The sequence below is a fragment of the Paenibacillus sp. J22P51 genome, from assembly GCF_059692215.1.
In genome coordinates, this window is sequence record NZ_JCAUAZ010000003.1 from 204,040 (window position 1) to 218,246 (window position 14,207).

Below are 14,207 nucleotides of genomic sequence, written 5' to 3' on the forward strand. Positions count from 1 at the left end.
CATAATTGTAATTAGAAAAAATACAGTTTTGACGATTTCAGACCTTACGTGTACAATCAAAGGATAGTTGTTTTATTTGTTATGAAGAGGAGACACTAGTCGCATATGCAAATGGAAACTTTTCATTGGAAGAAAAATCAGAAACTGGCGGAAGATTACATAGCAAGATCAGGTAATGCGAAATCGTTATTTCCAACCCATTTTGGATACGAGTCAGATTGGCAATCTCGAGTCCGTTGGTTGGATGAAGCGAGTAGCGCTCCTCATGTCCAACGTGAGAGCCTAGTAGGAGTGTTGGAGGCCTATAATAAGCGTATAGGGAATACTGGGGCTGCTTTGGAGTATATTGCTGCTTTAGGCAGTAAACAAACACTTGCAGTCGTAGGTGGTCAACAAGCAGGGTTGTTTGGTGGTCAATTGATGATTCTCTATAAAGCAATAACAATTATTCAATTGGCGCGTGAATGGCGTGCGAAATTGCAGCGTGAAGTCGTCCCTATTTTCTGGATTGCGGGCGAGGATCATGATTTCGATGAAGTTAATCACATGCATGTCCTCACCAATGCGCAACAGATTGAGAAGCTGAAGGTGGATCATCCTACAGGTCAACGCACATCAGTAAGCAGACTCCCTTTGTCTCCTGAAGCGTGGGAAGAGGCCTTGAACAAACTGGACCAATCGTTGATGGACACAGAATTTAAAGCTTCTTTACTTGATAAAATGAGGTCAGCTACGAATCATGGTGCGACACTTTCGGAAGCTTTTGCACGTTGGATGGCGATGCTGTTCGGCGAGTATGGTCTCGTGCTTGTGGATGCTGATGAGCCTGATCTGCGAGCTTTGGAATCCTCCATGTTCGAGGGGATCATTGAGCAGAATGCTTCTTTTGCAGCAGCTCTAATGCGAAGTCAAGTTGAAGTCAGCGAAGCTGGCTACGGAATACAAGCAGAGGTGCATGAAGACGCTGCTAATCTGTTTGTATTTGCGGAAGGGCAGCGATTGCTGCTGCACCGTGAAGGTGAACATTTTACAGATAAGAAAAATACGATTAGCTTTACGAAGGCAGAGCTTCGAGATAAAGCGATGACGTCACCAGACCAGCTGAGTAACAACGTAATGTCTCGGCCGCTCATGCAGGAATTCCTGTTTCCGGTCCTAGCGACCGTGTTAGGCCCTGGAGAAATTGCTTACTGGGCGTTAACGAAGCAAGCCTTTGAACATTTCCATATGCGTATGCCGATCGTGGTGCCTCGGATGGAGTTTACCTTAATTGAAGGCACGATCAAGAAGCAAATGGATAAATACGAGCTTACCTTCACCGACGTACTGGAGCATTTTGATGAGAAGAAGCAAGCATGGTTGGATGCGCAAGATACTTTACAACTTAATGAACGATTTGAGGCTGTGAAGGAATTATTCCTCAGCAGCTATGCACCGCTTGTCGAATCTCTTCATATGATTAATCCTGGCGTCAAAAAGCTAGGAGATACGAATCTAGCTAAAATAGTTGAACAGATCGATTATTTGCATCATAAGGCAAGTGAAGCGTCCCATACGCAATTCGATGCGGCGATCCGCCAGTTGGACCGTGTTCGACTCACGATATTTCCGTTAGCCAAGCCACAAGAAAGAGTGTATAATGGGTGTGCTTATCTGAATCGATATGGGAATGCTTGGCTACATACGTTAATTGAGACGCCGATACCCGTAGATGGCTTGCACCGTATCTATTATTTGTAGGAGGAACGATAATGACAACTGCATCAAACAGTATTGTAACTGATATGGCGCTAGCGCCGGATGGTCATTTGAAAATTGATTGGGTTCAGGCGCATATGCCTGTTTTGAATCGTATTCGTGAGCAATTTGAGAAAGAGCAACCTTTCAAAGGTTTGAAAGTAACGATTTCCTTGCATTTGGAAGCGAAAACGGCATACCTAGCTAAAGTTGTTAAAGCTGGTGGCGCGGAAGTTACAATCACAGGAAGCAACCCGCTTTCTACACAAGATGATGTATGTGCTGCGCTTGTTGAAGATGGTATTACCGTATTTGCGAAATACAACCCAAGTCCTGAAGAGTACAAAGAGCTACTTATCAAATCCTTGGAGTCCAAACCAGACCTAATCATTGATGACGGTGGAGACTTGGTCTCACTGCTTCATTCGGAACGTAAAGATTTGGCTGTCAATGTACGCGGTGGCGCGGAAGAAACGACAACAGGTATTCTTCGTTTGAAAGCGATGGAAAAAGAAGGCAAGCTCGCATTCCCAATGGTTGCCGTTAATGATGCTTTCTGTAAATACTTGTTTGACAACCGTTACGGAACAGGTCAATCCGTGTGGGATGGCATTAATCGTACGACTAACCTAGTTGTTGCAGGTAAAACAGTTGTTGTTGTAGGTTACGGCTGGTGTGGTAAAGGTGTGGCGATGCGTGCTAAAGGCTTAGGTGCCAACGTCATTGTTACTGAAATCGATGCGATTAAAGGCGTAGAGGCGTATATGGACGGATTCGCAGTTATGCCGATGATCGAAGCGGCGAAATTGGGTGATTTCTTCGTAACAGTTACAGGTAACCGTGATGTTATCCGCGGTGAACACTACAAAGTCATGAAAGATGGCGCCATTCTTTCTAACGCAGGTCACTTTGACGTTGAAGTGAATAAACCTGAGCTTGAAGCTTTGTCTTCCTCCAAGCGTACGGTACGACGTAATATCGAAGAATACCAATTGAACGATGGTCGCAAAGTGTACATCCTTGCTGAAGGCCGCTTGGTTAACCTAGCTGCTGGTGATGGTCACCCGGCTGAAATCATGGACATGACGTTTGCGCTTCAAGCAATGTCGTTGAAGCATGTGAATGACTCCTATCAATCCTTAGGCAAAACAGTTGTGAATGTTCCTTATGTTCTTGATGAGCAAGTTGCTCGCTTTAAGCTTGAGTCACTAGGTACGAGTGTTGATGCTTTGTCAGACGAGCAAAAGGCTTACCTCGATAGCTGGGATGAGCACTAGAAAATAAATGATGCCCTTCGGTCCGTAATGAGGACAGGAGGGTGTTTTTTTATTTGAGTTTTTTGGGAGAGCGAAGCTTGCTCTTTGTTCATTAGGGGAGGTAGTTTGTGTCTAGTCTTGTTTCTGAATTGAATAGATGGATTTTGTACAGCTAATTCAGCTGAAAAAGACACGTATTCTGATGTAACTGGATTTCCTACAGTTAATTTCAGATATTTTCGTTAATTTAAACCTTCTGGCGAGAATTAACATCATAATTTCCATCTAAATCGATTATTCGGAGAGATTGCACTGAAATAACTGTACTTTTTCCCGTTAATCCCTGGGAGTGCTTTAGCGGCCTCTGAACCTTCGCCTCCAACAGCCCCAACGGCCCCAACAAGCCATGCACTCCAGCCCCCCTCAGCGCCATCAGTAACCCCAGCTATCTGGGAACCTTTAGCCGCCCGCTCAGCCCCTCAGTATTACAACTAGTGAGAACCAGTTATTTACCTTATTTAAGTTCTTCGCTGTGCCCATGCAACTTTCATGATCTTCATTCCGTTTGGAGGGTGTATAACCTAAAAATGGAAATTGGAGGCATGGTAAAAATGGGGGGTAAGACAAAAGTTAGCTTAACAATGTTGATTGTGTTGTGTCTTTTGGTGTTCGGTGTTCTTGCGGGGTGTGGTTCGTCCTCGGAGAGCAAACAAGACTCATCCACATCAGCCTCGAAAGGCGAAATGCTGCAAGTGCAGTCGTCGGGCGCGACTTCGGATCAATTTGCAACTGCCAAAGATATGAATTCGAGTAATGCTGCTCCCGCGGCAAAAAATGAAGTTGCGGCTATATCTCCTGCCACTTCCGTTGGTAAAACCTTGCCTAACGTCGCAATCACTGCAAGCGGGAACGATCAGGAGGCCGGCTTTAACCGCAAGCTCATTTATCGAGCTAATCTGGTTATGCCTGTCGAAGACTACACGAAAGCCCAAACCGCGCTGCGGGATCTGGTTGCACTAAGCGGCGCATACATTTTACAGTTCTCCGAGAATGCCAGTACGGGTGAAAAGGGCGGAACCTATACAATTAAAGTAGCTGCAAACGGCTTTGTTTCGATGTTAGACGGCTTAGAGAAGATCAGTCCTTCCTTACAACGCAATGTACAGGGGCAGGATGTGACTGAAGAGTATGTAGATTTAAGCTCACGATTAACTGCCAAACAACTCGTTGAAACCAGACTGCTTAGCTTTATGGAGAAGGCGTCCAAGACCGACGATCTCCTTGCATTTTCGAACGAGCTGGCTAAGGTGCAAGAGGCCATTGAACAAATAAAAGGCAGAATGCGATACTTGGATCAAAATGTCTCGTTTTCCACAATCGAGCTGCGCCTGTACCAGCAAACGGGTAAAAAGCCACTGCTTTCTGACCCGAATGAACTAACTTTAGCGGAGCGTGTTGAAAAAGCATGGGGCTCAAGCCTGAATGTATTGGCTGCAGTTCTGCAAGGAGTTCTTGTTTTTCTGGCAGCCGCGGTACCGGTTTTGGTGCTTTTACTCGTCATAGCCGTCCCATTCTGGGTATACAGACGCAAGCGAAACTCGCAGCTGAAGGAATTACGATTACAGTTGAAAGAGCAAAATGCGTCTGAAAATGCACTTGAAGAGTCCGAACAAGGCATGGAAGGCACAAAATAGACCTACAAAATGAAATAAATTTAATTAATCCTGCTAACTAAGCAGGATTTCTTTTATTTTTAGCGAATATTGATTCAAATGTGGTGGAAAGTGGTACAAAGTGGAGGGAAAGGGGGCAAGATGCTATGTTTATGGGCGAATATCAACATAGCATCGACGATAAAGGCCGAATGATTATTCCGGCTAAATTTCGTGAAGCCCTTGGCGAAGCATTTGTCATCACCCGTGGATTGGATCAGTGTTTATTCGTATACCCGCAATCAGAATGGTTAATTCTCGAACAGAAGCTGAAGGCATTGCCATTAATGAAGTCAGATGCACGTGCCTTTACCCGGTTTTTCTTCTCAGGTGCAACAGAGTGTGAGCTTGATAAGCAAGGGAGAGCTAACATTCCCAGCAATCTCGTCGATCATGCCAAATTGGAGAAAGATTGTGTCGTTATCGGTGTTTCTAATCGTGTGGAGATTTGGAGCAAGCAAGTTTGGGAAAGCTATGCCAATGAGTCTGAACAGTCATTCAATGAAATAGCAGAGAAGCTGGTCGATTTTAATTTTGATTTATAGAAATTAGCGTTTTTAGGAGGACAACAAGTGTTTCATCATGTGACAGTACTTAAGGAAGAATCTGTAGAAGGTTTACATATAAAACCAGATGGCGTTTACGTGGATTGTACGATGGGAGGTGCGGGTCATAGCGCGCTTATCGCTTCTAAGTTAGGTCCAGAAGGCTTACTTATCGCTTTAGACCAAGATGATGTGGCTTTAGCAAATGCTCAAACCGTACTTGCACCCTATCTAGATCGTGTAGCGATTATCAAGAGCAACTTCAGAGATATAGAGCTTGTTCTACGGGGCGTACCCAGAGCTATGAGAGAGGGTAAACCTCAGGTCGATGGCATTTTGTTCGATCTCGGAGTATCTTCACCTCAGTTGGATGATGGTGATCGTGGTTTTAGCTACAATCATGATGCAGAGCTCGATATGAGAATGGATCGGGATACGACATTAACCGCCAAAACAATCGTAAACGAGTGGCCTGCTGACCAAATTGCGCGAATATTGTTTGAATATGGCGAAGAAAAGTTTTCAAGACGTATTGCAGGTGTCATTGTTGAGGCGCGAGCCAAGAAACAGATTGAAACTACAGGTGAACTCGTTGAGTTGATCAAAGAGGGGATTCCTGCAGCCGCTAGGCGGACAGGTGGTCACCCGGCTAAGCGCAGCTTCCAAGCATTACGGATCGCTGTGAATGACGAGCTAGGCGCGTTTGAAGAAGCGCTTCAGCAGTCACTTAACAGTCTAGCACCTCAAGGACGTATTGCAGTCATCACGTTCCACTCTTTGGAAGATCGCATCTGTAAGCAATTTTTCGTGAAAAATGTGGAGAAATGTACCTGCCCGCCGGCTTTTCCAATGTGCGTTTGCACCAAATCAGGAGATTTGAAGCTGGTTACTCGCAAACCTATTTTGCCAAGTGAACATGAGCTGGAAGTGAATCAACGAGCCAGATCCGCGAAGCTGCGAATAGCAGAGAAGCTTTGAACCAAGGGAGGAATAAGCGATGTCATCATATATTCAAGGCAATTTGGCACTTGATCCGAAGCGTAAACCGAATCCACAGCAACGTGTAAAGATAAAAGAAACAACCAAAGTGGTATATCGTAATTCCTCTTTACCTGCCCAAGAAAAAATGCTTTACTTATTTACGGTCGTTCTTTGTGTCATTGTTGCCGGAGTTATCATTTGGCGGTTTGCTGCCATTTATCAGATGAATGCGAATATTTTGAAAATGCAAGGTGAGATTCGTGAAGTTCAGGCACAGAACAGCGCGCTCAAGCAAGAAGTAGAGAAGTTGCAAAGTCCTGATCGTTTAAAAGAGGAAGCCGTGCGCCTCGGGTTTAATTTAGAAGATGAGAAGCAAGGTAGTGTCGTAGCTCAAACGACGACAACTACGAAATCGAAAACTAGTACAACAACTGCTACTACGAGTGGCAAAAGTACGAAATCAGCTTCTAAACCGTAATAGGCAGGTACTCATATGACTAAAAAAATTAAGCTGCGTTCTTTGCTAATCGGAGGGTTTTTCACCCTTCTTTTTGTTGTCCTCATGGTTAAAGTCTATTGGATCCAAGTCGTAGAAGCTTCCTGGTTGCTAGAAAAGGCCGAGAAAAGATGGGAAACAGATAAGGTCTTAAACCCTGTGCGTGGCTCAATTTTAGATCGGAACGATAAGGTGCTTGCTGTAGAGGCTACCGCGTATACGATAGCTTTAAATCCAAAAGTAATCGATGCTTTGCACATTGCCGAGGATGTGACCCAAGGGTTGGCGGATATTTTGAAGGAATCCGAGGCGTCCCGTGCGGAGCTAGTGAATAAGATTCGGGAAAGAGCAACAAAGAAGAATCTAGATGGCACTGACTTCGCTGCGAACGTAGAAGTGAGGAACGAAGGTTGGAAGATTGAGAAGGAGAAGGCGGATCAGGTCCGTACACTCATAACCAATCTGCAGACGAAGCTGAAGTTAAGCGCCAAAGCAAATGTAGGCATTTCGATTCTTGAAGATAAGAAAAGATACTATCCTGGTGAAACCTTGGCATCCCATATTTTGGGGTATACGAATAAAGAAGGCGAAGCAGCACTAGGGCTTGAGCTCAAATTAAACGATACGCTGAAGGGTGTTCCCGGTATGCTAAGTTATGAGAAAGATGGCAAGGGGGTTGAGCTTCCTGATGCCAAAGTCAATTTTAAGCCTGCAGAAGACGGAAATAATGTCAGACTCACCATCGACAAAAATATTCAATTTTATTTAGAGAGCGCTTTAGCAAAGGTGAATGATAAATGGCACCCGAAAAGCTTAACTGCCATCGCGGTTGATCCCAAAACGATGGAAATTTTAGGTATGGCAAATACGCCGACTTTCAACCCTAACTCGTATTGGACGATCAAGGATCAAAGTGATTTCAAGAATGGCGCTGTTTCCTCTCGATATGAGCCGGGTTCTACCTTTAAGTTAGTTACCCTTGCAGGAGCTGTAGAAGAGGGTTTATTTAATCCGACGGAAACCTATCAATCAGGTGCAATTAAAGTCTCTGACCGCATACTTCATGACCATAATCTTGTCGGGTGGGGGAAAATAACGTTCTTAGAAGGACTTAAACGGTCTAGTAACGTTGCCTTTGTGAAGCTAGGTATTGAGAAACTTACACCACCTAAACTTAGCGAGTATATTGAGAAATTTGGCTTTGAACAGAAAACAAACATTGATATGCCAGGTGAAGTTTCGGGCCTTATTGATATGAAATATCCTTCTGAGTTCGCAACAGCAACCTATGGACAAGGGAAGGTCGTTGTTACGGCAATTCAGCAAACGGCAGCTTATGCAGCGATCGCCAATGGCGGTAAATTGATGTGGCCGCACATTGTGAAGGATATTGTCGATCCCAAAACAGGTAAAGTCATTTCCGCTGTTGAACCCCAAGTGATTAGACAAGTTGTCAGCCCGCAAACGGCAGCGCAAGTGAGCAGCTATTTAGAGCAAGTCGTGTCCGACCAAGAAGTTGGGACAGGTAAGCTTGCCTTTATGGAGGATTATCGTATTGCTGGGAAAACGGGAACGGCAAATATCGTACTTCCTGGAGAAAAAACATATTCATCCGATACGTGGGTAATTTCGTTTATTGGCTATGCGCCTGTGGAAGATCCGCGAATCCTAATTACGCTGATTGCAGATCAGCCAGATCTGGGCGGAAACTATCATCTAGGTGGACAAGTCCTGGCACCTGCTTTCAAAGAAATTGTAGGCGAGTCTTTGCAGTACATGGGTGTGGCTTCCAGTAAGAAGCCCAAAACGGTAACCAAGGAAGCGAATAGGCTTAATGTACCGAATTTTGCCGATGTTTCTGCAACCAACGCCAAAGGGACGGCCAAAGATATCGGATTGTCTCTCGAAGTATTTGGCAAAGGCGATAAAGTGGTTGATCAATTCCCAAAGGCAGGCACTCAAATATTATCAACGCAGCGCATCTATGTTGCCATGCAGCCTGTCGAAGAAATGCCATTACCGAATCTAGTTGGCAGATCGCTTCGAGATGCGGTTGAGACGTGCTCCTTCTTCAAGGTCGAATGTCAAACCACCGGCGAAGGCTATGTGTCAGAACAATCTGCTGCTGGTGAAGGCCGAGAGGTTACCCTGCAACTTAAACCGTTAGGTGATAAGACGTCATCAGTGTCAGCCGGATCAACGCCTATTACGACGCCATTGGGTTCGCCATCACCGACACCAAAGTCAACGCCGAAAGCGACGCCTACACCAAATTCCAAAACGGAGACACAACGAACAGCTTCAAATAAACAGTGATAGTGAACAGCTTGTTCTAACCCCTGTTTGTCCCGAATAGTCATGTTAGGAATGAACATGTCCATAGTGGGAAGGGAGACTGAACGTTCATGCGGGCTTCTAACGTTACCGTTCGTCGCAGATTGTTTACTGCGTTAATCATTGGAACTGTCATCTTTGCAGCACTTATCATCCGCTTAGCTTATGTCCAGCTTTGGATTGGACAAGACCTTGCTAAGTTGGCTGAGAACAGTTGGCGAAGAGAGATTGGTTTTGCACCCAAGCGAGGCGAAATTCAAGACCGTAATGGCATGACACTTACGTATAGTATGAGTACCCCCACACTTGTGGCGATTCCTGTACAAATTAAAGATGCCCACGCCACAGCTGCTAAGCTGGCAGAAGTGTTGGATGGGAATGAAGATGACATTTACAAACAAATTACGAAGAAAGCAATGCAAAACTATATAAAGCCTTCGGGTCGTAAAATTACGATAGAAAAGGCGCAGGAAGTGCGTGAGCTGCAACTGCCTGGCATCGTGGTAGCCGAGGATAATAAGCGCTACTATCCTTATGGTTCGCTTGCTGCGCATATTCTTGGCTTCGCAGGGATTGATAAAGGGCTAACGGGGATTGAGTCGAAATATAACTCACAACTAACAGGCATCGCAGGGAATATTGCCTATATGACAGATGCAGCTGGCCGGAAATTAGCTGGCACAACGGATACCTATACACCGCCAAAAGATGGGCTGAATGTGAAGTTGACTATTGACAGCCATTTACAATCGGTGATGGAACGTGCGTTAGATCAGGCAATGGTGCAATATCAAGCACAGAACGTCATTGCTATCATGATGGATCCGAATACCGGTGAGATCTTGTCAATGGGTAGTCGTCCGACCTATGATCCTGCTAAATATTTGGAGTCACCTGCCGAAATCTATAACCGGAATTTACCGATTTGGAAAACGTATGAGCCAGGGTCTACGTTTAAGATTATTACATTAGCCGCAGCGCTGGAAGAAAAGAAAGTAGATCTAAAGAATGAGCAGTTCTATGATCCAGGCTCCATCGAGGTTGGCGGCGCTAGGCTGCGTTGTTGGAAACGCGGCGGGCATGGCAGCGAAACGATGCTCCAGGTTGTTCAAAACTCGTGTAACCCGGGCTTTGTCGTCATGGGACAACGATTAGGCAAAGAGAAATTATTTGACTATATCTCCAGATTTGGTTTTGGTAAGAAGACAGGTATTGATCTTGGCGGGGAAGAGAACGGGATTATGTTCAAACCATCACAAGTAGGTCCTGTAGAACTTGCAACAACTGCTTTTGGTCAAGGGGTCTCGGTTACTCCGATTCAACAAATTACCGCTGTTTCCGCTGCGATCAATGGGGGCAAGCTGTTTAAGCCTTATGTGGCAAAATCATTTTCTAATCCGGACACAGGTGAAGTTGTCGATGTTGTCGAGCCTGAACTGGTGCGGAATGTGATCTCAGAAGATACCTCGCGACAAGTTCGTGAAGCGCTGGAGAGCGTCGTAGCCAAAGGAACGGGTCGCAATGCGTTTATTGATGGCTACCGTGTTGGCGGGAAAACAGGGACTGCACAGAAGGTCATAAATGGCCGCTATTCGCCGGATGAGCATATCGTTTCATTCATTGGCTTCGCGCCAGCGGATAATCCCAAAATTGTTGTCTATGCCGCAGTCGATGATCCGAAAGGGATTCAATTCGGGGGTCTAATTGCAGCACCGTTAGTAAGAGATATCATGGCTGATGCCCTGCGTTACATGAAGGTAGAGCCTGACAAAAATCAACTTGATAAAGAGTACCGGTACGGTGAAATTCCCGTTGTAGAAGTTCCAGACTTGGTTGGAGCGTCAGTTGATGATATATTAGAAGACCTGAACATGAATTTTAGGCTAGCAAAGTCAGGGAATGGGAAGTATGTCATTTCACAAGCGCCAAAAGCGGGATCGCGCGTGGATCAAGGCTCAACAATTCGTATTTTCTTATCGGATGTTGATCCTGAGAAGTAGCTGCCATTTACACAATTAAAAAAAAGATTTACGAATAAGACATGTTTAGCTTTTCTACTGGCATAAAATTGTCCATAATAGTTAGGGAATTTGAAATAAACGACTACGCCGTCCTGAAAGGGACTAGAGCGTTTATCTAAAAATTAAGCCGAACTATCAAGTGAAACATATATTTTCTTATATTTCAAGGAAGAGAGGGTTGCTTATGAAACTGCATGAGCTTGCTTCCGCACTGCTCATTACCCATATACATGGCGATAAAGACACGGAGATCACGGGAATTGAGGCAGACTCTCGTAAAGTAAACCAGGGTGATTTGTTTTTTTGTATCCCTGGACTGACACTTGATGGTCACGACTATGCCCCCAAAGCGATTGCGCTCGGGGCTTCTGCGCTTGTCACGGAAAGAGTGCTGGATGTACCAGTCCCACAAATCGTTGTGAAAGATGCGAGATATGCGATGGCGGCGCTTTCCGCCCATTTCTTCGGGTATCCTAGCAAAGAGATGAAAATCATCGGGATTACAGGGACAAACGGTAAAACGACTTCCACGTACTTACTGGAAAAAATCATCGCGGATCAAGGCTATGTGACGGGTTTAATGGGCAATATCCATATCAAAATTGGTGATGAATATATAGAAAATAAAGCGACGAATACGCAGGAATCAATAGAGCTTCAACGGATACTCCGAAAAATGGCGGATCGTGGTGTGGATTATTGCGTCATGGAGGTTACTTCAAGTGGCTTAGATATGGGACGGGTGAAGGGAATTCATTTCCGTTCAAGTATTTTCACGAATCTTACGCAAGATCATTTGAATGAACATAAAACAATGGAAGCCTATGCTGCAGCGAAAGGATTGTTATTTTCCAGACTTGGAAATGGTTTTTCTGCTGACCCGGCTAGCAAGCAATATGCGATTCTCAATGTGGATGATGAGGCATCACGCATGTTGAATAAGTTAACTGCTGCACAAGTCATTACCTACGGCATTGAAAGTGAATGCGATGTAAGGGCTACAGACATTCGAATGTCGGCAAAAGGAACGGAATTTCATTTGAAATCCTTTGCTGGAGAAGCGTTCTTTCGAATGCAGTTAGTTGGTAAATTTAATGTTTATAATGCACTCGGAGCCATTGCGGCTGCTTTGGCAGAAGGCTTCGAACTGGAAGCTATTCGGGATAGTCTGGAGCGTATTGCACTCGTAGAAGGCAGAATGGAAGTTGTCAACGAGGGGCAGAATTATTTGGTTTTGGTTGACTACGCGCATACGCCTGATGGTTTAGAGAATGCCCTCTCCACGGTTAGTGAATTTGCCGAGGGTAAGATCATAACCGTGTTTGGCTGCGGCGGTGATCGGGACAAAACGAAGCGTCCTATTATGGGGAAAGTGGCTGCGCATTACAGCGACTTTGTTTATGTGACTTCTGATAATCCACGTACAGAAGATCCCGAAGCCATTCTTGCGGATATTGAACCGGGACTAAATGAGGTTAATTACCCAGAAAATCAGTACATTTTAATGGCTGATCGTAAAAAAGCGATACAAAAGGCTATTGAAGGGGCAGGCCCTAAAGATGTAATATTGATAGCGGGAAAAGGCCACGAAACGTATCAGGATATCATGGGGGTTAAGCATGATTTCGATGATCGTTTGGTGGCTAAGGCTGCGATTAGGGGGAGAACACAGTGATTCAGCGTACATTAGGTCAAATAGCAGCGATGCTCCGCAGCGAGGTGTCGGGTGTTCATGGCGATATTTCGATTAAAGGGGTTTCTACGGATACACGATCGATTCAGGCTGGTAGTCTGTTTATCCCGCTTATCGGTGAAAATTTCGATGGTCACCAGTATGTGGAAGATGCGTATCAGAAGGGGGCTGTGGCCGTTCTCTGGCAAGAGGATCACGGTGCGGTGCCAAGCGGCATTCCCTACATCCTAGTCGAGGATACGCTCACGGCGCTTCAGGGCTTGGCAAAGGCCTATCGTAAAGAGCTTCCTGTACGTATCATTGGCATTACAGGAAGTAATGGAAAGACAACAACCAAAGATTTGGTTGCAGCTGTGCTCGGAAGCACTTATGAGGTTCATAAAACAAAGGGAAACCTGAATAATCATATCGGATTACCGCTTACGTTACTGCTGCTTGAAGAAACGACGCAATTTGCCGTAGTGGAAATGGGTATGAGTGGACGAGGCGAAATTGCGTTATTGTCCGAGCTTGCTGAGCCAGAAGCTGCCATTATCACCATGATTGGTGAGTCGCATATGCTTCAGTTGGGTTCACGGGATGAGATTGCCCGGGCAAAAGCGGAGATTGTAACAGGGATGCCGAGTGGCAGTTTGATCATCTATAACGGGGATGAGCCGTTAATTGAACAAGCACTTGGAGAGCTGGACCTGCCCGCGGGCTTGCGTCGTATTCGTTTCGGTCATGGTCTAGACAATGATCGTTACCCAACGGATATCCGTATGGATGCGGAAGGGGCTTACTTCACCATCAATTCACCGGAATATCCGGAATTGTTTATTCCCTTGCTTGGCACGCATAACGTCGTGAATGCATTGGCGGCCATTGCCGTCGGCGAGGCCTTCGGCGCCTCGCCAAGTGCCGTTGCAGCGGGGCTTCGCGCGCTGCAGATGACAAGCATGCGCATCGAGAAGCTCACGGCAGCCTCTGGGCTGACCGTGCTTAACGATGCGTATAACGCCAGCCCCGCCTCGATGCGGGCGGCGATCGCCTTGACCGAGCAGCTGAGCGGCTTCGGTCGGAAGTTCCTCGTGCTCGGCGACATGCTGGAGCTTGGCGAGCACGAAGAGCAGTTCCATCGCGGCATTGGCGCGATGCTGTCTCCGGAACGTGTAGACTTCGTCTTCACGTTCGGCCGCCTTGGCCGCTTCATCGCGGATGAAGCGACTCAGAACTTCCCGCAGGCGCAGGTGCGCGCCTACGACGACAAGGCGCAGCTCGCGGAGGAGCTGGCTGCGCTCGCACGCGCCGAGGATCTCGTGCTCGTGAAGGGTTCGCGCGGTATGCGGCTTGAGCAGGTTGTGCAAAGCTTATTAACCTAATAAGCGTGATAGAATTAAATATATGAAATAGAGTGAAGGAAACGAGCAGGGGGAACCAACGTGGAAAACGC

General features: G+C 45.9%; 10 protein-coding genes. All 10 read left to right on the plus strand.

Going from position 1 to position 14,207, the window contains the following annotated elements:
- The first annotated feature begins 105 nt into the window (after nt 1-105).
- Nucleotides 106-1,740 (plus strand): bacillithiol biosynthesis cysteine-adding enzyme BshC, encoded by a 1,635-nt coding sequence (gene bshC / locus AC58QC_RS09090; protein ID WP_497414863.1) that lies wholly within the window; start codon nt 106-108, stop codon nt 1,738-1,740.
- Between the two features lie 11 nt (nt 1,741-1,751).
- Complete coding sequence (locus tag AC58QC_RS09095) at nt 1,752-3,014, plus strand: adenosylhomocysteinase (protein WP_497414864.1); 1,263 nt, start codon at nt 1,752-1,754, stop codon at nt 3,012-3,014.
- Between the two features lie 590 nt (nt 3,015-3,604).
- On the plus strand, nt 3,605-4,687 hold the full coding sequence (locus AC58QC_RS09100; RefSeq protein ID WP_497414865.1) for a DUF4349 domain-containing protein: 1,083 nt from the start codon (nt 3,605-3,607) through the stop codon (nt 4,685-4,687).
- A 125-nt stretch (nt 4,688-4,812) separates the two neighbouring features.
- Nucleotides 4,813-5,250 carry a division/cell wall cluster transcriptional repressor MraZ gene (gene mraZ / locus AC58QC_RS09105; protein WP_497414866.1) on the plus strand — a complete coding sequence of 146 codons (438 nt, stop codon included), beginning with the start codon at nt 4,813-4,815 and terminating at the stop codon, nt 5,248-5,250.
- A gap of 27 nt (nt 5,251-5,277) precedes the next feature.
- Nucleotides 5,278-6,228 carry a 16S rRNA (cytosine(1402)-N(4))-methyltransferase RsmH gene (rsmH, locus tag AC58QC_RS09110; protein WP_497414867.1) on the plus strand — a complete coding sequence of 317 codons (951 nt, stop codon included), beginning with the start codon at nt 5,278-5,280 and terminating at the stop codon, nt 6,226-6,228.
- 19 nt (nt 6,229-6,247) lie between these two features.
- Nucleotides 6,248-6,709, plus strand: coding sequence for a cell division protein FtsL (gene ftsL2, locus AC58QC_RS09115; protein WP_497414868.1), 462 nt, complete (start codon nt 6,248-6,250; stop codon nt 6,707-6,709).
- Between the two features lie 15 nt (nt 6,710-6,724).
- Nucleotides 6,725-9,043, plus strand: coding sequence for a penicillin-binding transpeptidase domain-containing protein (locus tag AC58QC_RS09120; protein ID WP_497414869.1), 2,319 nt, complete (start codon nt 6,725-6,727; stop codon nt 9,041-9,043).
- Between the two features lie 89 nt (nt 9,044-9,132).
- Nucleotides 9,133-11,061 (plus strand): stage V sporulation protein D, encoded by a 1,929-nt coding sequence (locus tag AC58QC_RS09125; RefSeq protein ID WP_497414870.1) that lies wholly within the window; start codon nt 9,133-9,135, stop codon nt 11,059-11,061.
- Nucleotides 11,062-11,266: 205 nt separating this feature from the next.
- The gene (locus AC58QC_RS09130) at nt 11,267-12,757 is read left to right on the plus strand and encodes a UDP-N-acetylmuramoyl-L-alanyl-D-glutamate--2,6-diaminopimelate ligase (protein WP_497414871.1); all 1,491 of its coding nucleotides are present in this window, start codon (nt 11,267-11,269) and stop codon (nt 12,755-12,757) included.
- A complete protein-coding gene (locus AC58QC_RS09135; RefSeq protein ID WP_497414872.1) occupies nt 12,754-14,136 on the plus strand; it encodes a UDP-N-acetylmuramoyl-tripeptide--D-alanyl-D-alanine ligase in 1,383 nt (460 codons plus the stop codon). The genes AC58QC_RS09130 and AC58QC_RS09135 overlap by 4 nt, the downstream gene beginning before the upstream one ends.
- Nucleotides 14,137-14,207 lie beyond the last annotated feature (71 nt).